Annotated in this window: 14 protein-coding genes; 4 read left to right on the plus strand and 10 right to left on the minus strand. The window is 68.6% G+C overall.

The features are described 5' to 3' along the window. Nucleotide 1: 1 nt before the first annotated feature. Nucleotides 2-412: a hypothetical protein gene (locus IEW24_RS10650; RefSeq protein WP_188578260.1), complete on the minus strand. Its 411-nt coding sequence runs from the start codon at nt 410-412 to the stop codon at nt 2-4. A 532-nt stretch (nt 413-944) separates the two neighbouring features. Between IEW24_RS10650 and IEW24_RS10655 the strand changes: the two genes are divergently transcribed. Continuing rightward, nucleotides 945-1,916, plus strand: a complete 972-nt coding sequence (locus IEW24_RS10655; protein WP_188578262.1) for a GGDEF domain-containing protein — start codon at nt 945-947, stop codon at nt 1,914-1,916. A gap of 145 nt (nt 1,917-2,061) precedes the next feature. Continuing rightward, on the plus strand, nt 2,062-2,739 hold the full coding sequence (locus IEW24_RS10660) for a carbonic anhydrase (protein ID WP_188578264.1): 678 nt from the start codon (nt 2,062-2,064) through the stop codon (nt 2,737-2,739). Between the two features lie 342 nt (nt 2,740-3,081). Here the strand turns inward: IEW24_RS10660 and IEW24_RS10665 are convergent, their stop codons facing one another. Together IEW24_RS10665 and uxuA are read right to left on the minus strand one after the other, a co-directional pair. Beyond that, on the minus strand, nt 3,082-3,810 hold the full coding sequence (locus IEW24_RS10665; RefSeq protein WP_188578266.1) for a GntR family transcriptional regulator: 729 nt from the start codon (nt 3,808-3,810) through the stop codon (nt 3,082-3,084). A 28-nt stretch (nt 3,811-3,838) separates the two neighbouring features. Next, nucleotides 3,839-5,056, minus strand: a complete 1,218-nt coding sequence (uxuA, locus tag IEW24_RS10670) for a mannonate dehydratase (RefSeq protein ID WP_188578268.1) — start codon at nt 5,054-5,056, stop codon at nt 3,839-3,841. A gap of 892 nt (nt 5,057-5,948) precedes the next feature. On the opposite strand from uxuA, the gene IEW24_RS10675 reads away from it, so the two are divergent. Next, entirely contained in the window at nt 5,949-15,647 is a 9,699-nt protein-coding gene (locus tag IEW24_RS10675; RefSeq protein ID WP_188578270.1) for an autotransporter-associated beta strand repeat-containing protein, read from the plus strand. A gap of 1,119 nt (nt 15,648-16,766) precedes the next feature. Next, nucleotides 16,767-18,491 carry an O-linked N-acetylglucosamine transferase, SPINDLY family protein gene (locus IEW24_RS10680; protein WP_188578272.1) on the plus strand — a complete coding sequence of 575 codons (1,725 nt, stop codon included), beginning with the start codon at nt 16,767-16,769 and terminating at the stop codon, nt 18,489-18,491. A 9-nt stretch (nt 18,492-18,500) separates the two neighbouring features. Here the strand turns inward: IEW24_RS10680 and IEW24_RS10685 are convergent, their stop codons facing one another. The 7 genes from IEW24_RS10685 to nthA form a co-directional block, all read right to left on the minus strand. Beyond that, the gene (locus tag IEW24_RS10685) at nt 18,501-19,556 is read right to left on the minus strand and encodes an OmpA family protein (RefSeq protein ID WP_188578274.1); all 1,056 of its coding nucleotides are present in this window, start codon (nt 19,554-19,556) and stop codon (nt 18,501-18,503) included. A 14-nt stretch (nt 19,557-19,570) separates the two neighbouring features. Further along, nucleotides 19,571-20,374 (minus strand): hypothetical protein, encoded by an 804-nt coding sequence (locus IEW24_RS10690; RefSeq protein ID WP_188578276.1) that lies wholly within the window; start codon nt 20,372-20,374, stop codon nt 19,571-19,573. A 197-nt stretch (nt 20,375-20,571) separates the two neighbouring features. Beyond that, the gene (locus tag IEW24_RS10695; protein ID WP_188578278.1) at nt 20,572-21,594 is read right to left on the minus strand and encodes an acyltransferase family protein; all 1,023 of its coding nucleotides are present in this window, start codon (nt 21,592-21,594) and stop codon (nt 20,572-20,574) included. Nucleotides 21,595-21,893: 299 nt separating this feature from the next. Next, on the minus strand, nt 21,894-22,817 hold the full coding sequence (locus IEW24_RS10700) for a YiiG family protein (protein ID WP_188578280.1): 924 nt from the start codon (nt 22,815-22,817) through the stop codon (nt 21,894-21,896). Nucleotides 22,818-22,975: 158 nt separating this feature from the next. Next, nucleotides 22,976-23,311: a nitrile hydratase accessory protein gene (locus IEW24_RS10705; protein ID WP_244644298.1), complete on the minus strand. Its 336-nt coding sequence runs from the start codon at nt 23,309-23,311 to the stop codon at nt 22,976-22,978. Next, nucleotides 23,295-23,957, minus strand: coding sequence for a nitrile hydratase subunit beta (gene nthB / locus IEW24_RS10710; protein WP_188578284.1), 663 nt, complete (start codon nt 23,955-23,957; stop codon nt 23,295-23,297). The genes IEW24_RS10705 and nthB overlap by 17 nt, the downstream gene beginning before the upstream one ends. Then, nucleotides 23,954-24,661, minus strand: coding sequence for a nitrile hydratase subunit alpha (nthA, locus tag IEW24_RS10715; protein ID WP_188578285.1), 708 nt, complete (start codon nt 24,659-24,661; stop codon nt 23,954-23,956). Before nthA ends, nthB begins: the two co-directional genes overlap by 4 nt. Nucleotides 24,662-24,743 lie beyond the last annotated feature (82 nt).

Here is a 24,743-nt window from a genome sequence, read left to right on the forward strand (position 1 = left end):
ATCAGGGGGTCGTTTCGGCGATGATCTTGCACAGGCCCTCGCGCACCACGCCTTCGCTGGTGAGCTGGCCGGCCTGAATGTTGAAGATGGCGTCCACGCGGGTGCCGGTCTTGGTCTTGCGGGCGGTCACGCGCAGGGTCTGCGCGCGGCCGGAGCCGGTGGTCTCCTGCACGGCGTCGATGGCGTTCAGCTCCTTGTTGGTGCGGATGCCGTCGAAGCCTTCCGCCGCCACCGCCTGCGCCAGCCGCTTCAGCGCCGCTTCGGGCGTGACCTTCGGGAATTCCTGCCAGGTGCGGAAGCTCATGGCGCTGAGGCCGGGCACGCCGCCCACGGAGAAGTTGGCCTCGCAGGACGCCGCATGCGCGCTCGCGCCCGACAGAATCAGGACGGCGGCGATCAGAACTGGACGCATATTCACTCTCCGGGAAACAGTCTCTCTCCGGAGACCGTCGCGGGACGCCATCGGAGACAAGACTCTTGTCAGACGTTGCGCTTCTCGCATGGCAATTCCGCACGCGGCAATACATTTATCATACTATACTATTCTATGAACGCGCGTTTATTCTTGCGCGGTATCGAAATACAATCCAGCCGCCATGGCAGGCACATCCTGCCCACGCAGCGCTGGCTTGGCCGCGTACGGGACAACAAAAACAAAAACAGCGACTTTTTGTGCAACAGCGGTATGATGCAGAGGAAGACGCATCGTCCCCACGCTTGCACTGCCCCGTCTATTGGCTTCCGAGCATTGAAACTGAGCCTATTCTCCACGACTCTTGCAACCTGCGCGCGACATCCCCAAAGGCATGCGCGCACCGCTGCACACAACGGCCCCGCCCCCACCGCCATGCCCCTTCCCGTCCTGCCCCTTCCCGCCCTGCTCATGCCCGTCCTGCCCCTGCCTGCCCTGCTCCCCCACGCAGCCCGTCCCGGCGAGCGCTCCCATGGCGGATGATCCGCACGAGGCCCCTGCCCGCCGCCCGCTGCCCAGGGGCGCCCTGGACACCGGCCCCGATGGGGATGGAACCCGCCCGCGCCGCGCCCTCATGGACATCCTCCATGCCCTGCCCGTGGGCGTGGAGATCTATGACGGCGACTTCAACGCCGTCTTCTTCAACAAGGCCGCCGACGACCTCTTCCTCTACAAGGAACAGGTGGTCTTCCATCACGACGACTGGTGGGAACTGGGCTTTCCCGATCCGAAAGTGCGCGCCGTCGTCATCGCCGAATGGGAACAGGTGCTGGCGCAGGCCCGCAAGGTGCCCGGCAGCGTGCAGAGCGGGGAATGGGACGTGCGCTGCCGCGACGGCCAGCAGCACAATGTGCGCTTCCGCTTCTGCTTCCTCGGCGACATCTATGTGTTCGTGCTGTTCGACATCACCGAGCAGCGCCGGCTGGAGGCGGAACTGCGCCGGCTGGCCAATGTGGATCCCCTGACCGAGACCTTCAACCGCCGCCGCTTCGTCACCGAGGCGGATGCCGCTTTCGCCGCCTGGCGCCGCAACCGGCGCGATTTCGCTTTGCTGATGCTGGACATCGACCACTTCAAGGCGGTGAACGACCAGCACGGCCACGGCATCGGCGACGATGTGATCCGCCTCGTCGCCAGCCGCTGCCAGCGCGCCATCCGCGAGGGCGACGTGCTGGCCCGCATGGGCGGCGAGGAATTCGCCGTGCTGCTGCCCGACACCGGCGAGGCGGATGCCCGCCGGGTGGCGGCCCGCCTGACGGAGTCGATCTCGGCCACCCCGCTCGCCATCGACAGCCTGCGCCTGCCCGTGGGGGTGAGTATCGGCGGCACCACCGCCGGCGATGCCGACGAGGATCTCGACGCCGTGCTGCGGCGCGCCGACCGGGCGCTCTATGCGGCCAAGAATGCCGGACGCGGCCGGGTCATGTTCTACGCCGTGGGGTGATCCCTGTCCCTGCGGCAGACGTTCCACAGTCTGGAACCCGTCTGGCCGGGGTTTGGACGCGGGGGCCAAACCTGCTATGGCCCCGGCCAAGCCGCGCAACCCCAGCGCGAGAGACAGGTCGCAGAAACAGCGCCGAGGACGAGCCATGTTCCCCGAGAGACTGAAGGAAGGCTATCGCGCCTTCATCGACGGCCGCTTCGCCAGTGAGCGGTCCCGCTACGAGACCCTGGCGCAGGCCGGCCAGAAGCCCGAGATCATGGTGATCGGCTGCGTGGACAGCCGGGTGTCACCGGAAGTGATCTTCGATGCCGCCCCCGGCGAGCTGCTGGTAGTGCGCAACGTGGCCAACCTCGTGCCCCCCTATGAGAAGCACGGCGACACCCAGCACGGCACCAGCGCGGCGCTGGAATTCGGCGTGCAGGCGCTGAAGGTGAAGCACATCGTGGTGCTCGGCCATGCTTTGTGCGGCGGCATCCGCGCCTTCGCCGACGAGATCGAGCCCTTGTCCCCCGGCGACTTCATCGGCCGCTGGATGTCCCAGATCGCGCCCGCCGCCGAGAGCCTCGGCCCGCGCAAGGCCGAGGATGGCGATGCCTATCTGCGCCGGCTGGAATTCGCCTCGGTGGAGCTGAGCCTGAAGAATCTGATGACCTTCCCCTACCTGCGCCAGCAGGTGGAGGCGGGGGCGCTGCAGATCCACGGCGCCTATTTCGGCGTGGCCTCCGGCCGCCTTCTGGTGCGCGACCCGGCCACCGGCCAGTTCGAGCCCGTGGCGGATGCGGGCGACGCCCGCCTCGCCATGTTCCGGGCCGAGCAGGCGTGAGCGGCGGGCCGGGACGGTGAAGACCGTCCCGACGGAATTGCAATGCAACCAACGCCGAGCTGCACTGCATACCTCGCAGGAGATTGCATGGCTCGGACCGCCTGGAGCAGCTCCAACATGGCGGATTTGCAGGATTTTTCCTGACAGAGCGGTCCAGAATCGCGCTTTCGCGTCCGGCCGATGCACACGACTTTCACACGACGGTGAGATGACAAATCCGCCCAATCGGATAGGTTGTCCTCAGCCATATGGGACTGCCCCCTGAGTGGCCTCCAGACGCCTCGCCCCGGTTCGCCGGGCGGGGCGTTTTGTCTTTTGGGGCCGGCGTATGTCACCCGTATTTCACCGCGTTGCCCCCGCCGCCTCCAGCAGATCGAAGCTCGCCAGCACCGTCTCCGCGTGCCGCGCCATCAGCACGGACGCCGCCAGCCCCTGCCGGCCGCGCACGGCCTCCACAATGGCAAGGTGCTCGGCATAGGCCGCCCGGTGGCGGCCGGGCTCGAGGCGGGTGGCGAGCAGGCGCACCCGGTCGATATGCGCCTTCACCCCATGCAACAGACGCCACGCATCCGGCAGGCCGGCAAGGTCCGCCAGCGTGGCGTGGAACGCCTCGTCGGCGGCGAAGAAGGCCAGATCATCGCCCCGGTCCGCGGCCGCCTGCTGAGCTGCCAGCACGGGCGCGAGGCGCGCTTCCACTTCGGCGAAAGGCTGCGGGCGCATGGCGAGCAGCCGCACCACCTCCCCCTCCAGCGCCCGCCGGATCGCGACGCCCGCATTGAGGCTGGCGCGGTCGATGGCCGCCACCGCCGAGCCCACCTGCGGCCACGTCGTCACCAGCCCGTCCTGTGCCAGTTGCTGCAAGGCGGCCCGCACGGGGGTGCGCGAGACGGCGCAGGCGGCGGCGATGTCGCTTTCGTGCAGCGGCGCGCCGGAGGGCAGGGTTGAGCGGATGATCAGCATCCGCAGCGCCGCATAGAGCTGCGGGCCGATGGGCTGGGCGCGGTCGATCCGCACGCCCGACAGAGAGGCGGCGAGGTCGAAGCCCGGCAGGGTGCGTTTCACGCGCGGCATGGCGCCTCCCCCGCAGCACCCACGCCGCTCACGCGCCGCCCCAGAGCGGATGGCGGAGCGCGGTCATCACCCCGCGCAGCTCGGCGAGGCCCTTCAGGCGGCCGATGGCCGGATAGCCGGGCTGACCGCCGCGACCGATGTCGTCGAGGATGTCCTGCCCATGATCCGGCCGCATGGGGATTTCCGCATCGCGCCGGCCCAGCGCCCGGCGGCGCGCCTCCTCGGCGTGCAGCGCGGCGATGGTGGCCACCATGTCGGTCTCGCCGGCCAGATGCTCGTCCTCGAAGAAGGAGCGGCGCAGCCCGTCCACCGGCTCCTGCCGGCGCACATTGCGCAGATGCACGAAATGGATGCGATCCCCCAGCCGCTGCGCCATGCCCGGCAAATCGTTGTCCGGCCGCACCCCCAGCGAGCCCGAGCACAGGGTCACGCCATTGGCCGGGCTGTCCACCGCATCGAGGAAGAAGCGGTAGTCGGCCTCGGTGGAGACGATGCGCGGCAGGCCCAGCAGCGGGAACGGCGGGTCATCGGGATGGCAGCACAGGCGCAGGCCCAGCTCCTCCGCCACCGGCACCACCTCAGAGAGGAAATCCACCAGATGCGCCCGCAGGCGCTCGGCCGGGATGGCGTCATAGAGAGCGAGCTGGTCGCGCAGGCTGTCCAGCGTCCAGCCCTCCGCCGCGCCCGGCAGGCCGGCGGTGAGATTGGCGGCAAGGCGCGTGCGGGCTGCCTCGTCCATGGCCGCATGGCGGGCGGCGGCTTCTTCCTTCAGGGCGTCGCCATAATCGTCCGCCGCGCCGGGGCGGGCGAGCACGAACAGGTCGAAGGCGGCGAAGTCCACCAGATCGAAGCGCATGGCATGCCCGCCGTGGGGCACCACGTAGTGGAGATCGGTGCGGCTCCAGTCCAGCACCGGCATGAAATTGTAGCAGATGGTCTCGATGCCGCAGGCGGCGAGCGAGGCCAGAGACCGCTTGTAGGCGGCGATATGGTCGCGCCACGGGCCGGTCTGGCGCTTGATGTCCTCGGAGACCGGCAGGCTCTCCACCACGTCCCATGTGAGGCCGGTGGGCGCGTCGTCGGGGCCGCGCACGATGACCTGCCGTTTACGGATTTCACCTATGGTCCATTCCTGCGCGGTGGGGATGTGGTGCAGAGCGGTGACGATGCCCTGCGCCCCCGCCTGCCGCACCGCCTCCAGCGACACCTTGTCCGCCGGCCCGAACCACCGCCACGTCTGCCGCATACGCGCCTCCCCGCATCATTCTGGTATTCTTGGATTCAAGTATACCAGTTTACAGAGCGCGCGAAAGCGGTCTTGCGCGCCCTCAGGAGAGCCGGGGCTCGCGGCTGCATTCCCCTGCATCCCCTTGCCACGGCAAGACCTGCCGGCAGTCTCGCACGGCCTCGCCCGGCCGGCGCATCGCCGGGAACAGCAAACGTAAGTTCACCTGACCTCATCTCCCCTCCTCTGGCGTCCAGTGCAGGCACAAGCGCACAGGAACAGCGGCCAGATTCCGCAGAAGACCTGCGCAACACGCCCTGATTGCACTCCAGTCCTCAACCAATACTGCCCACCTGCGCCCCAACATTCGCCGAGCCGGTCCAGCACACGTGATGAAGAGAAAGTGAAACCAAATAAACCATCCTCACGACCTGCACCGAATCCCCCCAAAGATGTGCTTTTTCTGCAATAGACGGCGGACTGTTTTTGCTTAAATTCAAGCTGGGGCCGCAGGTAAGGGGAATCATTCCCCTATGGTTGTGGTGGGGGGCTAAATCGTCAGGGCTGCCGGCGAAGACCGGGGCGCAAGACCTTGCGGGCGCAGAGCCGGTGGGGTGTGCCCGTGGTTCACCGGTCGGCTGCTGGCCCTGTCCGCATCACAGCCAGAGACCACGCGGTCCCCAAAGCCGCTTCCGCACGATGCGGAGGCCGGCCATGGATCTGTCGGTGGGGGCTGATGGTGGGGCAGGATCGCGCGGGTAACGGTCACAAGCATAGCGACCGCAAGCGTAACGACCGGGGAACGTCCGTTCACGCCGAGGAGCGCCATGCAGGCAGCCACCCGGCAGGCGGGGCCATTGCGGGCGAGAGGCGCAGGAGCGCCAGCGATGTCCGGTCCACCGATGTCCGATCCGTGTCCGAACGCCAGAACACCGGCGCCGTCGTCCTCCACCAGCCGCAGGCGCCGGATGGCGCCCTTCACCAGCCGCAGGCGCCGGATGGCGCCTTCCACCAGCCGCACGCGCCGGATGGCGCCCTTCACCAGCCGCAGGCGCCGGATGGCGCCTTCCACCAGCCGCACGCGCCGGATGACGCCCTCCGCCAGCCGCAGGCGCCCGATGCCACCCGGCGTGTGCTCGTGCGCCGCGCCACGCGGCTGTGCGCCACCACCGCCCTCACCGCCGCCGCCCTCGTCGGCACGCTGCTCCTGTCCGCGCCATCAGCCCGGGCGCAGACGGTCAACACCTGGCTCGGCGGGGGCAACAATGCCAACTGGCTGACCTCCGGCAATTTCACGCAAACCCTCGCCAACGACCAGGCCCTGCATTTCGCCGGCGGCACCCAAACCACCAATTTCAACAACAGCGGCCTGTCCTACTACAGCCTCACCTTTGACGCCGGGGCCGCAACCTTCTTCATCCACGATGGTCTCGTGACACCGAACAGAATCAACCTGTCGAACGGCATCACCAACCTGTCCACCAGCCGCCAGTTTATCGCGCAAAACATCAGCCTGATTGCGTCACAGACCTTCCAGGCCAGTGCGGGCGATCTCGTCATTCAGGGCAACATCTTGGGCTCCGCCAGCCCCGCACCCAAGTCACTGACGATCGATGGCGCCTTCAATACGGAAATCAATGGTCTCTTCAACGGCACCGGCGACATTATTTCCCTGATCAAGATCGGCACGGGCACCCTCCTGCTCAATGGCGTGAACGACTATCAGGGCGCCACCACCATCAGCGCCGGCGTCGTCACCCTGCAGTCCTCCGACGGCCTCGGCAGCACGACAGCGGGCACCTCCGTCGCCTCCGGCGCGGCGCTGCAGCTTCAGAACGGCGTGGCCGTGGGCAGCGAGGCGCTCACCCTCAACGGCACCGGCATCGCCAATGGCGGCGCGCTGCGCAACATCGCCGGCACTGGCTCCACGCCGGTGAACGACAACAGTTGGGCCGGCGCCATCACGCTCGGCAGCGACACCCGCATCAACAGCGATGCCGGCACCCTGACCGTGTCCGGGGCTATCAGCGGCACCAATACCAACCTGACGGTGGGCGGCGCGGGCAACACCACCCTGTCCGGCGGCCTCACGCTCGGCACCGGCGGCCTCACCAAGGACGGCAGCGGCACGCTGACGCTGAGCGGCACCAACAGCTATAGCGGCACCACCACCATCTCCGCCGGCACGTTGCTGGGCGGCGCCATCAACGCTTTCTCCGCCACGTCCAGCGTGACCCTCGCCAACACCGCCGGTGCCCTGCTCGATCTTGGCGGCTGGAACCAGACGGTCGCCGGCGTCAGCGGCGGCGGTACCTCCGGTGGCAACATCGCGCTCGGTGGCGTGACCCTGACCATCGCGACGGATTCCTCTTCCTCTTTCACCTATGCGGGCCAGATCTCCGGGAGCGGGAACCTCGTCAAGTCGGGCGACGGCACACAGAGCCTCACCGGCGCCAGCACCTACACCGGCTTCACCTTCATCAGCGGCGGCGTGCTCAACATCCGGAACGCCACCGCGCTCGGCACCACGGCCGCCGGCGCCAGCGTCTCCTCCGGCGCGGCGCTGGAGATCCAGGGCGGCATCGCGGTGGGCGCGGAGACGCTGACCATCGTCGGCACCGGCGTCTCCAATGGCGGCGCCCTGCGCAACGTCTCCGGCACCAACAGCATGGCCGGTGCCATCACCCTCGGCGGGAGCACGCGCATCAACAGCGATGCCGGCACGCTCACCCTGTCGGGGGGCATCAGCGGCACCAACATCGGCCTGACGGTGGGCGGCGCGGGCAACACCACCCTGTCCGGCAGCATCGCACTCGGCTTCGGCGGACTGACCAAGGATGGCAGCGGCACGCTGATCCTTTCGGGCACAAGCACCTATCTCGGCGACACCCTCATCACGGCCGGCGTGGTCAACGTCCGCAATGCCGACGCATTGGGCGCCAATTACGGGGGCACGACCGTCTCGACTGGCGCCGCGCTGGAGATCCAGGGCGGCATAACGGTCGCTTCCGAACGCCTGCTACTGAACGGCACCGGCATCGCCAATGGCGGCGTCCTACGCAACGTTTCCGGCGACAACGGCTGGGGCGGAAACATCACGCTGGGCGGGACCACGCGCATCAACAGCGATGCCGGCACCCTGACCCTGTCGGGGACCATCAGCGGCACCAACACCGACCTGACCGTCGGCGGAGCCGGCAACACCACCATCTCCGGCGGCGTCAACACCGGCTTAGGCAGACTGACCAAGGACGGCAGCGGCACGCTGATCCTCTCGGGCGCCAGCACCTACAACGGCACCACCCTCATCACGGCCGGCGTGGTCAACATCAGGAACTCTACGGCCCTCGGCACCACGCAAGCCGGCACCACCCTCTCCTCCGGCGCGGCGCTGGAGATCCAGGACGGCATCGTAGTCGCGGGCGAGGCGCTGACGCTCAACGGCACCGGCATCGCCAATGGCGGCGCGCTGCGCAACGTTTCCGGCAGCACCGAGTGGGGCGGATCCATCACCCTCGCAAGCGCCAGCCGCATCAACAGCGATGCCGATTTCCTTTCCCTGACGGGGGCCATCACCGGCACCAACACCGACCTGACGGTGGGCGGCGCGGGCAACACCACCCTGTACGGCGGCCTCACGCTCGGCACCGGCGGCCTCACCAAGGACGGCAGCGGCACGCTGGTGCTGCTGGGCACCAACAGCTATAGCGGCACCACAACCATCTCCGCCGGCATGTTGCGGACGGCCGGCACCAACGCTTTCTCCGCCACGTCCAGCGTGACCCTCGCCAACACCGCCGGTGCCATGCTCGATCTTGGCGGCTGGAACCAGACGGTCGCCGGCATCAGCGGCGGTGGCACCACCGGCGGCAACATCGAGACGGGCGGCGCCCGCCTGACCATCGCGACGGATTCCTCTTCCTCTTTCACCTATGCGGGCCAGATCTCCGGGAGCGGGAACCTCGTCAAGTCGGGCGGCGGCACACAGACCCTCACCGGCGCCAGCACCTACACCGGCACCACCTCCGTCACGGCCGGCGTGCTCAACATCCAGAACGCCACCGCGCTCGGCACCACGGCCGCCGGCACCAGCGTCTCCTCCGGTGCGGCGCTGGAGATCCAGGGCGGCATCGCGGTGGGTGCCGAGTCGCTGACGCTGTCCGGCACAGGCGTCTCCGACGGCGGCGCGCTGCGCAACGTCTCCGGCAACAACAGCGCGTCGGGCGCCGTCTCGCTCGTCGCCGACGCCCGCATCAACAGCGATGCCGGCACCCTCACCCTGAGCGGCATCATATCGAGCACCGGCAGCCTCACCGTGGGCGGCGCGGGCAACGTCACCCTGTCCGGCCGGCTCAACAACAACGCGGGGACGCTCACCAAAGACGGCACCGGCACGCTGGTTCTCGCCGGTGCCACCGATTCCAGCGGCACCAACCTCTACAGCGGCGCCACGACGGTTTCGGCCGGCGTGCTGAACATCCGCAAGAACACCGCGCTCGGCAGCACGGCGGCGGGCACCACCGTCGCCTTCGGCGCGGCGCTGGAGCTTCAGGGCGACATCGCGGTGGGCGCCGAGGCGCTGACGCTGAACGGCACCGGCGTGTCCCTCCGCGGCGCGCTGCGCAACATCTCCGGCACCAACAGCTGGGCCGGCGACATCACGCTGGACAGCACCAGCCGCATCAACAGCGATGCCGGCACGCTCACCGTGTCCGGCGCCATCACCGGCACCAACATCGGCCTCACCGTGGGCGGCGCCGGTGCCGTCGTCCTGTCCGGCGATATCGCCACGGGGACGGGCACCCTCCTCAAGGACGGCGCCGGCCGGCTGACGCTCTCGGGCGACAACAGCTATACCGGCAACACCGAAATCTTCGGCGGCGCGCTCAACATCCAGAGCGCCACCGCGCTCGGCACCACGGCGAGCCGCACCTATGTGTCCGATGGCGCGGCACTGGAAATCCAGGGCGGCATCGCGGTGGGCGCCGAGGCGCTCACCCTCGCCGGCGCCGGCCTCGGCAACACCGGCGCCCTGCGCAATGTCTCCGGCGACAACAGCATGGCCGGAGACATCAGGCTCGTGAGCAATACGTTCATCGGCAGCACGGCCGGCACGCTCACCTTGTCCAGCGCCATCACCGGCATCGACACCGCCCTCAGCCTGACGGGTGCCGGCAATGTCGTGCTCTCCGGCGACATCGCCATCGGCGACGCCGCGCTCAACAAGTCCGGCACCGGGACGGCGACGTTGTCCGGCGCCAACAGCTATTCCGGCACCACCTCCGTCACGGCTGGCGTGCTCAACATCCAGAGCGCCAGCGCGCTCGGCGATACGGCGGCGGGCACCGTCGTCTCCGATGGTGCGGCGCTCGAAATTCAGGGCGGCATCGCGGTGGGCGCGGAAGCGCTGACCCTGAGCGGCACCGGCGTCTCCAATGGCGGCGCCCTGCGCAACATCTCCGGCGCCAACTCCTATGCGGGCGCCATCTCGCTGGCGGCCGACACCCGCATCGCCAGCGATGCCGGTACGCTCACTCTGTCCGGCGGCATCACCGGCGCCAGCATGGCGACGCCGGCCGCGCTCACCGTGGGCGGCGCGGGCAACACCACCATTTCGGGCGTGATCGGCGCCAATCTGACGGGCCTGACCAAGAACGGCACCGGCACGCTGACGCTCAGCGCCGCCAACACCTATACCGGCCCCACCACCATCAGCGCCGGCACGCTGGCCTTGTCCGGCTTCGGCAGCATCGCCAGCTCCTCCGCCGTGCAGGTGAACGGCACGCTGGACGTTTCCAACATCGTCGCCTTTACGACCATCAACAACGTGTCCGGCCTCGGCACGCTGGCGATCGGCAGCCGCACGCTGGTTCTCAACCAGAGCACCGACAGCATCTTCGCCGGCGGCCTCACCGGCGGCGGCACGCTGGCGAAGGATGGCGGGGGCACGCTACAGATGGTGGGCGACGCCAGCGCCTTCACCGGCACGCTCAGCGTCCAGGCCGGCACCCTCGATGTGAACAATGCATCCGGCACCGCCACGGGCCGGCTGGGCGGCAACGTGACGGTGTTCTCCGGCGCGACCCTGCAGGGCGTCGGCGGCACCATCGGCGGTGTCGTGACCCTGACCTCCGGCGGCACGCTGCGGCGCGACGCCACCGCCCCCGGCACCGGCGGCCTCACCATGGGCGCGCTGGCGATGAACGCGGGCGCGCTTCTGGACGTGAGCCTCGCCACCCCGGCCACCAGCCCGTCCGCCTTCACCGTCACCGGCAATGCCAGCCTGAACGGCACGCTCAACATCACCGACCTGCCCGGCTATGGCATCGGCGTGTACCGCATCCTGTCCGTCGGCGGCACGATCACCGACTACGGTCTGACGCTGGGCACGCCGCAGTTCGGCAACCTCGTGAACACCCTCGACGTGGGCGCGCACGCGCTGGACGTGCAGGTGACGTCGGTGGACACCAGCCTGCAATACTGGAGCGCCGACGGCACCACGCGCGGCGGTTCGGGCAACTGGACCTCCACCAACAGCTGGCTCAACGCCGCCGGCGGCGCCTCGCCCTGGGGCAGCGACACGGGCGTGTTCGACGGCACCGCCGGCACCGTCACGGTGGTCGGCGCGCAGACCTTCGGCACGCTGGAATTCCTCTCCTCCGGCACCGTGGTTCAGGCCGGCGCGGGCGGCAGCCTCGATCTCGGCACCGGCGGGCGGCTGTGGGCGGAGGGCGGGACCGTCACCGCCACCGTCTCCGCCCCCATCACCGGCACCGGCGCGCTGACCAAGATCGGCACCGGCACAATCATCCTCACCGGCACCAACACCTATGCCGGCGGCACGGTGCTGGAGGCGGGCACGCTGCAGGTGTCCTCCGACGCCAATCTCGGCGCGGCCTCCGGTGCGCTCACCTTCACCAACGGCAGGCTGGCGACCACGACCTCCTTCACCAGCGCCCGCGACGTTGTGCTCACGGGCACCGGCACCCTCTCGCCCGATGCCGGCACCACTTTGACCCTGAGCGGCACGCTCTCCGGCACGGGCGGGCTCAGGCTCGACTCCGGCACGCTCGTGCTGACCGGCACCAACACCTATCAGGGCGGCACCATTCTGGCGGGCGGCCGGCTGGAAGTTTCCGCCGACGCCAATCTGGGCGCCGCGAGCGGCAGCCTGTACTTATCGAGCGGCACGCTGGCGGTGACGGGCAGTTTCGCCACTGCCCGCAGCGTTGCTCCCGGCGGAACGGTCGAAGTGGCAGACGGCAGCGTGCTCGACCTGTCCGGCGCCCTCGGCGGCTACGGGGGGCTCACCAAGACGGGCACCGGCAAGCTGATCCTTTCGGGCGCCAGCACCGCCTATTTCGGCGGCATCGCCGTGAACAGCGGCGCGCTCGAGGTCCGCAACTCCGCGGCGCTGGGCAGCAGCGCGACGGGCGGCACCTTCATCGCCTCCGGTGCGGCGCTGGAATTGTCCGGCGACATCAATTTGGGCGCCGAGCTGTTCTTCGTCTCCGGCAGCGGCATCGCCAATGGCGGCGCGCTGCGCAACCTCTCCGGCACCAACAGCATCGGCGGCACCATCGGGCTCAGCGGCGCCACCCGCATCGCCAGCGATGCCGGCACGCTGAATCTGGGCGGCCCCATCGGCGGCCCCGACATCGCCCTGACGGTCGGCGGCGCCGGCAACACCAGTATCTCGGGCATCGTCTCCATCGGCACCGGCACGCTCACCAAGGAGGGCACCGGCACGCTGACGCTGGCCGGCGCCAACACCTACACCGGCCAGACCATCGTCACCGCCGGCACGCTGGCGCTCTCCGGCTCCGGCAGCATCGCGGCTTCCGGTGGCGTGGTGGTGAATGGCGTGCTGGACATCTCGGCCAGTACGGGGGCCGCGCCGGGCATTGTGGTGGCGACCGTCACTCCGACGGGAAGCGGAACGTCCACAGGCGCCGGCGGCATAATTAGGTCGGGCAACCCCCCGGTTGAACTCACAATCGATAGTGGCGCGATTATCATCGGCGGGACCGGCGGAACATTTATCAACGGCGTCTGGACGCCCCTGACGCCGCAAGGCAGCCTCGTGCTGTCCCCCGATGCACCCGGCGCCAGCGGGACGTACCGTGTCGCCTTCACGGACAGCACCCCCGCCGACAGCAGCTTCGCCGGCATCAGCGCCATCGACCCGGCCTCCATCACCGCCTCGGCGACCGTGCCCTATACGGCGGGCGCCAGCAGCTATGTCAGCGCCAGCGGCGGAACCGGCGCCACCATCCTCAACCTGTCCGGCGCCGGCAGCGTGGTGCTGGGCAGCAAAACGCTGACGATCTCCAATGCCTCGGGCAGCTTCTCGGGCGAGATCAGCGGCACCGGCGGCCTCGCCATCACCGGCGGCACGCAGACGCTCACCGGCGCCAATACCTATACGGGCGCCACCCTCATCGGCCCCGGCACGCTGGCCCTGGTGGGAAGCGGCAGCATCGCGGCCTCCAGCGGCGTGGTCGCCAACGGCACGCTCGACATTTCCGGCACCACGGCAGGGGCGTCCATCACCGGCCTCACCGGCACCGGCACGGTTGCGCTGGGCGGGCAGACGCTCACCCTCACCAACGCCGCCTCGCTGGCCTTCACCGGCATTCCCGCCGTCTTCTCCGGCGCCCTCACCGGCACCGGCGGCCTGGTGCTGACGGGTGGCAGCCAGTTGCTGGCTGGCGCCAGCAGCTATTCCGGCGGCACCACGCTGAACGGCGGCGTGCTCACGCTCGCCGGCAACACGGCGGCGGGCACCGGCACCATCACGCTCAACACCGGCAGCACGCTCGGCCTCATCGACGGCCTCAGCGTCGCCAATGCCCTCGTCCTCAACGGCGCCGCCACCTTCAATCTGGACAGCGGCGCAGCCACCCTGTCCGGCCCGCTGTCAGGCACGGGCAGCTCCAGCGTCACCGGCGCGGGCATCATCAGCATGACCGGCAACGCCTCCGCCTTCACCGGCACCACCAGCGTCACCGGCACCCTGTCGGTGAACGGCACGCTGGGCGGCACGTTGAATGTGGGCAACGGCGGCACGCTGAAGGGCAACGGCACGGTGGGTCCGGTCACGCTCGCCAATGGCGGCAGCATCGCGCCGGGCAATTCCATCGGTACGCTCACGGTGGCGGGGCCGCTGGTCTTCTCCTCGGGCTCCATCTACGAGGTGGAGATCGATCCCACCGGCCTGTCGGATCGTATCGTCGTCAACGGCGCGGCCACCCTCAACGGGGCCGGCGTTGCCGTCACCAAGGCGGCGGGCACCTATCTGCCGGGCACCCAGTACACCATCCTGCTGGCCTCCGGCGGGGTGAGCGGCACCTTCGGCAGCCTGACGCAGGACATGCCCTTCATCAATCTGGCGCTGTCCTACACCTCCGGCAGCGTGCTGCTGGATGTGCTGCGCAACGACGTGCCCTTCGTCGCCGCCGCCGCCACGGGCAACCAGCTGGGCGTCGCCTTCGCGGCGGAACAGCTGGGCGCGGGCAATGCGGTCTATGATGCGCTGGTCTCGCAGGCGAGCTTCGCCGAGACCCGGCAGGCGCTGAATGCGCTGAATGGCGAGGTTTATCCCTCCGCCATGTCCGTCCTTCAGAACGAGAGCCTGATCCTGCGCCGGGCGCTGCTCGACCGCGCGCGGGCGCCCGTCACCGGTCCGAACGCGGCGCCGCTGGCCTATGCCAGCAAGGCTGCCGGCACCGATGTGCTGGCGGTTCCTGGCACGCCCAACGCATTCTGGGCGCAGGGCTTCGGCACCTGGGGCCGGATCAATGGCGACGGCAATGCCGCCACCATCTCGGGCGACACGGCCGGTGCCATCGTCGGCTATGACCGCACCTTCGCGGGCGCTGGCGCCGACTGGCGGCTGGGCTTCGCGGCGGGCTATTCGTCCTCGCGCTACAGCGTGGACGCGCGCTCCTCGTCCTTCTCCAGCGACAATACCCATGTGGCGGTCTATGGCGGGGCCGATTTCGGCGCCCTCGCCGCCCGCTTCGGCGGCGCCTACAGCTGGGCGGACATGGACACCAGCCGCACCGTCGCCTTCCCCGGCTTCGGCGGCCGGCTGAGCGGCGACACCACGGCGCGCACGGGCCAGGTGTTCGGCGAACTGGGCTATCGCCTCGATTTCGCCGGCACGGCCCTGCCCGGCTTCGCTCTGGAGCCGTTCGCGGGCCTCGCCTATGTGAATGTGGACATGGACGGCTTCACCGAGCAGGGCGGCGCCGCGGCGCTGACCGGCTTCGGGGCCGGCCAGGGCGTCACCTATTCCACGCTCGGCGCGCGGGTGTCGGTGCCCTTCAGCCTCGGCGGTTTCACCGGCGCAAGCACCGCCTTCCGGGGCACGCTGGCCTGGCAGCATGCCTTCGGCGACATCACACCCGAAGCGACGTTCGGCTTCGCCAGCGGGCCGGTGCCCTTCACCGTGGCGGGCACGCCCATCGGCACCGATGCGGCGCTCGTGGAAGCGGGGCTGGACATCGCCTTCAGCCCGACCACCACCTTCTCGCTGTTCTACGCCGGCCAGCTTTCCGGGCAGGACACCAACAACATGGTGCAGGGCAGCCTGACCGTGAACTTCTAGAGCAGGTTCGGCTTCGATCGCATCGCAATCAAAGCCGTAGAACACTTTCCGCCAAAGCCTTGGAGCCGGATCGGCGGGCCAGATTTCATCCATCTGGCCCGCCGATCCGTGTCCGGCTGCTCAATAGAGACCGGTTGCCGCCGAGGTTGCGCGGCAATCGAAAGCCGGGCGGACGCCGACCCGGTGGCTTGGCCAAAATCCCGCCGCAGACAGGCGCACGCTTCTGCGCGAACGGCTCCAGAGCCTGATCCGATCCGCCTTCAGAGCCGATCGATCTCCCCTCCCTGACAGTCCGGCCACAAACGCCATCCCTCGCTCGTCATGAAGCCCGACGGTTCCGGCGATGGCGACGGGCCGGATCGGCTCCGCCCTGCCGCGCGCGCTCTGCATCAGCCAGCGACGGAAGACATCAGCCGGACCGAGGCCGGGTTCGCGCTGCGCCGGCCGGATGAACCCTCCCGGCGGTGTCCCTCACCCGTCCGATGACACGGACAGGGCTACGGCAGTTGCAGTGCACACCGGACGGACGGCGCCCCACCTCCGAAAAGGCCCCTTGACCACCCACAAATGCCAAGCAACATGGAGTCATGTCGGGATTCGAATTCAATAAAAACGCGACGAAATCAGAATCCATCACGAATTATAGCTTGCAATTTCAAAGTCGATTACACGCACACTGCACATAGAATCAAAAATAAAGACCACACTTACTTAGTGTAAGGCAACCGCATTGGAGGTGGATCCCCAATCCGGGGCACCGAAAGTACAGGTCAGCGAAGACATCGGCGAAACCTTCCCAAGGGGAAGACAGGATATTCCCGCTGCTTCACCCCTCCCGGCTTACGCCCTGTTCGCCTCAGTCTTCAGGACGGGCGCGGGGCAATAGCCTGAGCATTCCGCCTTTGGAACCATGAAAGCGCTGGTTGGCCGCCTTCTGCCAGACCGGTGACATTACAAGAACAACAGACGTGCCATTCCCGAAATCTTCGGCCCGCATTTTCGGCCGCGTGACGCCTGCGAAACCGTAAGCGACCGGGCTCAGCCCGACCGCGACATCCGTCACCTGCCGGCGCGCATGCCCACCATGCGGCGCGCCCGACGCTCCTCTGCGGCCAGATCATGCTCGTCACCTCCCATCGGCCCGCGCCCGCCGTGCCGGCGCTGCATCCGCTGCTCGCCCAGGGCTGGCAGCACCATCAGCACGGCGCGTGGGAAGCCGCCGCCGGCTGCTACCGGAAATTCCTGCGCCAGACGCCGGATCATGCCGACGCCCAGCACCTGCTCGCCATGGTGCGGGAGCGGCAGGGCAAGGCGGACGAAGCGCTGCGGCTCTATGAAGGCGCCGCCCGGCGCAAGCCGGACGATGCCAAGATCTGGTTCAACATGGCTCTGCTGCTCGGCGCGCAGGAGCGCACCGCAGCGGCGGCCCAGGCCATGGAGCGGGCGGCATTCATGCCCGGCGCCCCCGCCGACGCGCTGCCCATGCTGTTCCTCTATCGCAGGCAGCTCACCGACTGGCGCGACTTCACCGCCCTCACCGACCGTCTGTCCGCCACCCGCGATCCGCAGCGCCCCGCCGCGCCGCCCTTCTTCACCTTCTGGCTCGATGATCCCGCGCTCCAGCGCATCGCCGCCACGCGCGCCGCCGCCCGCTTCCCCGCCGCGCCGCGCCGGCCGTCGCCCCGCAGCACCGGGGGGAGACGCATCCGCATCGGCTATCTCGGCGCGGACTTCCGGGCCCATCCCACCGCCCGGCTGCTGGCCGGTGTGCTGGAATGCCATGACCGCGCGCGGTTCGAGACCTTCATCCTCTCCACCGGCGCCGACGACGCCTCGCCGGAACGACGGCGCATAATGGCGGCGGGGGAGCATGTCCTCGATCTCGCCGCCGCCCGGCCGGCCGAAGCCCTGCCCCGCATCGCCGCCCTCGATCTCGACATCCTCGTCGATCTCATGGGCCACACCACCGGCGCGCGCGGGGACATCCTCGCCGCCCGCCCCGCCCCCATCCAGGTGGCCATGCTGGGCTTTCCCGGCACCTCCGGTGCGGCCCATCTGGACTATCTGATCGCCGATGCCACGGTGGCGCCGCCGGAGCTTGCCCCGCACATCAGCGAGCAACTGGTGCATCTGCCCGACTGCTATCAGGCCAATGACGCCCTCGCCGACGCCCCGCCCGCCGGGGACGCGCCCGCCCCTCCTCTCCGGCAGGAGGCGGGATTGCCGGCGCAGGGCATCGTCTTCTGCTCCTTCAACGGCGTGGAGAAGCTGGACCCGGACCAGTTCGACCTCTGGGCCAGCGTGCTCGCCCGTGTGCCGGACAGCGTGCTGTGGCTGATGGCCCCTGCGGATGCGCAACCCAATCTGCGCGGGGAGGCGGCCGCGCGCGGCCTGGATCCGGCTCGCCTCGTGTTCGCGGAGCGGGTGCCGCATGCCCGGCACAGGGCCCGGCTGGCGCTGGCGGACATCGCCCTCGATACCTTCCCCTGCACCGGCCACACCACCACCAGCGACATGATCCGTGCCGGCGTGCCCGTCATCACCCGCCCGGGGCGCGCCTTTGCCTCCCGCGTGGCGGCGAGCCTGCTGCACTGCTGCGGCCTCGATGATCTGGTGACGGCGGATGCCGGCGCTTACGCGTCGCTGGCTGTGCACCTTGCCACCGATCACGCGACGCGGGCGGATGTCGCCCGGCGGGTGGCGCTGGGCCGGAACGCCTCGCCTCTATTCCGGCCGCAACTCTATGCGCGGCATCTGGAGAGCGCCTTCACCACCATGCTGGCCCGCCACGCGGCAGGACTGGCGCCGCAGGCATTCGCCGTGGCGCGGCTGGCGGAGGCGTGAACAGCCGCGTCAGTTCGCCTTCGCCGCGTCCGGCACCACCACCACGACCCGCCGGTTGCGGCTGCGCCCATCGGGATTGTCGCGCCCATCGGGCAGTGCATTGGGGGCGACGGGATCACGTTTGCCGAGGCCCTGCACATCGAACGGCACATGCGCCAGCTTGCCTTGCGTGGCCAGCCATTGCGCCACGCTGGTGGCGCGGTCCTTCGACAGGCGGTCGTTGTAGGCGTCGCTGCCCTTGCCATCGCTATAGCCCGCCACGATGACGGGGCCGGATTTCCAGCGATCACGGATCAGTTGGGCGATGGGCTCCAGCGCCGCCTGCGCATCGGGGCGCAAGGTGGACTTGTCGTAGTCGAAAAGCAGGTCGGCGGGGAGTTGGGCGACCGTCGCCGTCGGCGTTTTCACCACCTTGGTGTCAAGCTGCTGCACGGCGAAGGAGGATGCCGCGAGCAGCAGAATGACGGACACCGCAAGCGGGATATAAAGCAGGAACAGCAGCAGTTGCGCCGCCACCAGCGAGCCTCTGGTCCAGATCCATTCCGGCACGGCCCGATCGCACCCGCAGAAATAGTTGCGGGCATCGGAAGGCCTGTCCTCGTCCGAGAAGGTGCGCTCCAGTGGAAGCGGCGGCGGCCCCTTGTCGTTGATCAGCACCCGCCATGCATCCCGCTGAAGACGCAGGCCCCGCACATAGGTCTTCGCCTCGCCGGGGCACTGTAAGGTCAGCAACTGATAGGCCACCACATAAACGATGGCGGACACCAGCAGGATGGCCGCCGTCCAGATGGCCACCTGAAGAAAGCTGAGCGTCGTGTCCCCGCCCCGACTGGCCGCATAGAGGATCACCACCCCGACCAGCGCCAGAAGGCCTGCGATGCGCGGGGCGAAATCCTGCAGGCCGTGTCCGGGCGGCGCCCACAGCCGGCGGCCGGCGCCGATCAGCAGAAGCGCGAGCACGGCCGCCAGAATCTGGCCCGCGACCGTGACCATGCCGGCAAAAGGCCCGAACCATTCGAGAGCGTGACCGCGCAGCGTGTCGGCCAGAGGCAGGAGTTCGCCCATGACGCCATCGAGGATCAAAACGCCCTCAGCGTAGCATTGGTGTGGCTGGCGTCGGCCTGATAGAGGCCGCCGTCCGGCGTCACGTGACCGCCGATCCAGCCCTGAAAACGATAATGGTTGACGGGGATGTGCGCACTCACCGGACGGGTCAGGCAGCCCCCGAAGACGACGGGTGAATAGAGAAAACGCGGCCAGTATTCGAGCTGGTATCCGTGGCTGGCACAATCGACCGTGAAGTTGATCGTCGCCACGCCGCTCTGGCTAACGCTCTTGCGGGCCGACCAGAAGCTCACGGTGAACAGGCTGAAGAAGTTGCGCGCAACCGTGCGATGCGGCTGCATCTCCACGAACCCGACCGCGCGCGCCGCCTCCTGCCATTGTTCGGCGCCCACATGCTCCTCGCCGCCGATCGCGCGTCCGCCCGCCGGCCGGCGCGCGTCCGACTGCGCGACGGCCATGATGCTCTCAAGGGCACGACGGTTGCCCGCATCGATCGGCACCAGATCGCCCGGCACGCCTCTGTCCGGCCCCACGCGCAGCTCGGGCAGGCCGTCCAGACGCCGGAAATCGTCCCGGTGGAGCACTTGCAGAAAGCGCATGACATAAGGGGCAAGGAGGATGCCGATTTCGTAATCGGCGGCGGTATCGCGCCTCAGCTCCTCATCCCGCTCGGTGATTGCCGTGGCAATCGCCTCCACCACCCGCCGCCCGCTCGGCTGGTGGGCGAACTCCGTGCTGCGCTCCGCCGCATCGGCAATGAGATCGCCGATCTGCTCGCCGATCGCATAAGCGCTCTCGATCAGCCGATCATCCAGCAACCGTATCTCCGGATCAGGCGGCTCACGATATGGTGGCATGCGCTCCTCCCGCCATCAGCATGGCGCAGATGCGCGAGGGTGAGGCTTATTCGTTCGGACAAGGGTCCTTGCCCAAAAGCGCCATTGCATAGCTCGCCTTGCGGCAGATCCAGCGCGCAAGCTTGCCGTCGCATGATGCTGCGCGGGAGCGGGACGCCTCAGGCCGGCAGGCCCTCCGGCACCCGGCGCCGGCTGAGGGCGGCACCCAGCTTCTGGCCCGGAAGCTCCACCAGATAATAGCCCAGCGCCGACAGCAGCAGCGTCAGGACCAGCGCGACGGGGATGAAGCCGCCGCCCATGCGCTCGGCAAGGCCGATGGCGAGCGGATGCAGCAGATAGGTGGAGAAGCTGATGCTCCCCAGCCACGCCAGCGTCCGGCTGCTGAAGAGGCGCGAACCGCGCACCGCCGGCACCAGTATCACCGCTGCGAACAGCAGCGGCGCGACGAGCCATGGCACGAGCGCCTGATTGAGCGTGATGTTCGGATGCCGGAAATGGCCGAACGCCACCCCATTGCACAGCGCCATCACCAGCAGAAACACGGCGACATCCAGCAGCAGGCGCGCCTGCGGGATGCCGCCCGCCGCGCCATGATAGAGCCGGCAACCCAGCATGGCGGCATAGATCATGCCCAGCCGGCCGAACGGCAGCCGGACGCCGCTCGCCACCGACAGCAGCGCCAGCACCAGCAGGGCCAGCGGCACCGCGATCGCCAGCCGCCTGTGAAACCCCTCACCCCAGATCATGAGCGACAGGGCGAACAGCGCGTACCAGCCGACTTCCAGGCTCAGGGTCCAGGTGACGCCCCAGAGCGGCTTCGCCCCGGTGTAGTCCTGCACGAGGAACAGGTTCGCCAGCCAGTCGAAGAGGCTTGCCGCGCGCACATAGGCGAAGGCCGGCACCGCGCCGCTGAAGCCGGCAAGCGCCAGCAGCGCGAAGGTGACGAGTACCAGCGGATAGATGCGGAACAGGCGCCTGATGGCGAAGCGGCTCAGCTCGAAGCGCCCGCGGGCGGCCATGGGAATGACATAGCCGCTGACGAGGAAGAACAGCACCACGCCGAACACGCCCGGCGACAGCAGGCCCACCAGCGCGGCGCCACCGGGGCTGCTCACCTCGGCCACATGCTGGAACACCACGGCGGCGGCGGCGATGAAGCGCAGCGCATCGAGACAGGTCACGCGCCGCGCCGGGTCCGGAGGGGAAAGAGACGGGGCGGCCGGAAAATGCTGCTTGGCAATCATGCTTGACTTCAACTCCGCACCGAAATGAACGGTGCAGAGTGGAACCGGCGGATCTGCTCAACAACGACCCCATTCGGGCCGGAGCCCTGCCCTTTGCGCCGTGAGAGGCGGCATGAGGCCGCCGAAAGGCTTAGGGAGCCCCCTCGCTTCGTATTCGCCATGGCCGGGTCACGCCGGCCATGGCGGGGTTTCAGGGCATCGATACCGGGCTGGAATGCGGATCAGCCCTAAAAACCTCAGAATTTGCCGCCGCGATTATAGCTGTCCACGAGGTCGTTATAATCGCGGGTCAGGCGCGGCGGGGAGCCTTCCACCATCCAGCCGCCGGAGCCGGACAGCAGCATCTTGTCGCCGTGGCTGTAAGGCACCTTGTCGCGGATGCGGCGCATCAGCTGCTTGGACGTGACCAGATAGGCCTTGGCGCTGCGCATGAAGCTGGAGCCAAGGAGCGGTTCCGCCGCCTTCACATTGGCCTCATAGAAATCCAGCGCCGGCGTGATCTTCGCAAGATCGGGCGGGTTGGCGCTTTCGAGACGGACGAGGCGCTTGGCGCTCAGCATCACCGCCTCCAGATAATAGCGCTCCTTGCGCCCCTCGGCCTTCTCGATCTCGGCCAGTCGATCCTCGGCCCGCTTGTCCTGGATCTCCTCGACCGTGGCGCGCAGGGTCTTGTCGGCGGCGGCGAAGGCGTCCCAGGCGGCGACGAGGCGCGGATGCATGGCCTTGCCCTTGGCCATCTTGTCGTCCTTGTAATTCTCCTGCTCGTAATAATCGTCCGCTTCCTTCAGCAGCGGGGCCAGCGCGACCACCGCCTGCACATAAGCGGTGGCGGCCGTCTCCAGCGCCGGCTCGTGCGGCTCCAGCGCATTCACCTTCTCCACGCTCTGCTGGCAGTCGGTGGTGTCATAGATGGTGTAGGTGCCGTAGACGATCCGCTCCTTGCCGGTGGGGCCGTTCTTGCCCACCCAGCTGAAATAGCGCTCGCGCGCATCGAAGGAACGCCCCGACAGCCGGTTGATGCAGCCGATATAGGCGTTCATCTTCTGGGTCAGCGCGTTCTGGGTCGGCACGGAGGATTGGGCGCGGACCGGGCTGCTGGCCATGGGGGCGAGAAGCCCCAGTGCACCGAGAGCGAGAACGAAGCTCCGTACGGATCTCATGACGACCTTCCTGTTGTTTTGACGATCTTGGCCCGGCACTTCCCCCAAAGGCCGGCAATGGTTTCCCCCCGGAAACGGATGGCTTGATCAATAGTTGCGGCGTTTTTCACCCAAAGGCTGGCGGCAGCATTTTTACCCAAAGGCTGGTGGCAGCATCTTTACCCAAAGGCTGGCGGCGCCTGCACCTCGATCGGCTTGCCGTGCGGCGTGGCCTTCGCCGCCGCGTCCCACGCCTCCCGCCAGTCGTTGAGCGCCTGCGCGGTGGTCACGTCGCGGGCCACCACGAGGCGTTCCAGCGCCGCGAGCCAGGCGGCATAGTCCGCCGCGCCCGAGCCCTTGGCCGCCTCTTCCGCCAGCGTGCGGGTCCACTCGGGCCAGTCGAACAGGCCCTTGCGATGGAGCGCCACCACCAGCCCGAACGCCTGCGCCTCCCACGGCGCGGCGAACACGGGCTCCAGCGCCTCGGGGCTCACGGTTTCAGGCGACGGGTTCAAGATAGCTCTCCCACGCTTCCACGCTGACGCGCGTGCCCGGCTCGGCATCCGCGCCCCACAATTCCTCGCCCGTGAAGCAGACGCTGAACAGCCATTGCGGGTTCTCGCCCAGCCCCTGCGCATGGCTGTCCGGAAACACATGGACGCCGTGCACGGTCTCGATCACGCCCGTCTTGCCCCGCGCATAGCGCGGCAGGCGGGTGTGATGGACCGGGTTCATGATGCGGGTGCGCACCGTGTCGCCCACCCTGAAGGGTGCCGGATGGGGCTCCGGCCGGCTGGCCGGCCAGCCTTTCGCCAGCGCGCCCGCCACCTCTTCCGGCCGCAGGATGCGCTTCACCGGCACCGGCGGCGTCTCGATGACGCCGGTCGCCACCTCGCGTTCTGTGGCGAGGCCGGCATTGACCATGGTGGTGGCGAGCGCCTTCAGCCAGATGCCGTAATAAGGCGAGGTCAGATATTCGCCCGGCGGCAGGCTCTCGCGGGCGGCGCGGGCGTGATCCAGCGACCACATGCCGGTGGTGCCGGCGGCGAGCGTCAGGCCCATGGCCTTGCGCTCCCACGGGGCGTGGAAGAAGGGCTCGTTCTCCTCGCGCACGATGGGGCCGAAGCCCATCATGCCGCCCATGTCCTGCGCGCCGTTCATGACAGGCTCTCCGGCAGGGAGACGAGTCCCGTGCCCACCATGGAATCGCGGCTGACGATGGCGGCGAGCGCCTCCTCGTCCCAGCCTTCGGTGCCGGTGGGGCGGCGGGGGATGACCATGTAGCGGGTCTCGGCGGTGGAATCCCACACCCGCACGGTCGTCTCGGGGGGCAGGCTCACGCCGAATTCGGACAGCACCTCACGCGGGCGGATCACCACCCGCGAGCGATAGGCCGCGCTCTTGTACCAGGCCGGCGGCAGGCCGAGCACCACCCACGGGTAGCAGGAGCACAGCGTGCAGACGATGACGTTATGCACCTCCGCCGTATTCTCGACCGCCACCATGTGCTCGCCACCGCGCCCGCCGAACCCCAGCGTGGCGATGGCGGTGGTGGCGTCGCGCAGCAGGAGGGCCTTGAATTCCGGATCGGTCCAGGCTTTGGCCACCACCTGCGCGCCGTTGCGCGGGCCGACCTTGGTCTCGTAGGTCTGGATGATCTCCTCGACCGTGCCGGGATCCACATAACCCTTGCCGACGAGGATGGATTCCAGCGCCCGCACCCTCAGCTCATAATCGGAGAGTTCGCTGCCGTGGTCATGGTCGTGGTGGGCGTGATCGTGGTGGGCGTGATCGTGGTGATGGTGGGCGTGCGCATCGTCGTGGGACTGATCGTGCCCGTCCCCGTCGTGATCGGCATCATGCATGGTCGTCTGTCCGTCTCGAACCGTCTGTCCGCGCGCCGGGGCAGCGGCGCAGGGAACGACTCCGGCGCGAAGTTTGGTCGCA

Origin of the sequence: Azorhizobium oxalatiphilum (genome assembly GCF_014635325.1) — a bacterium.
Lineage (GTDB): Bacteria > Pseudomonadota > Alphaproteobacteria > Rhizobiales > Xanthobacteraceae > Azorhizobium > Azorhizobium oxalatiphilum.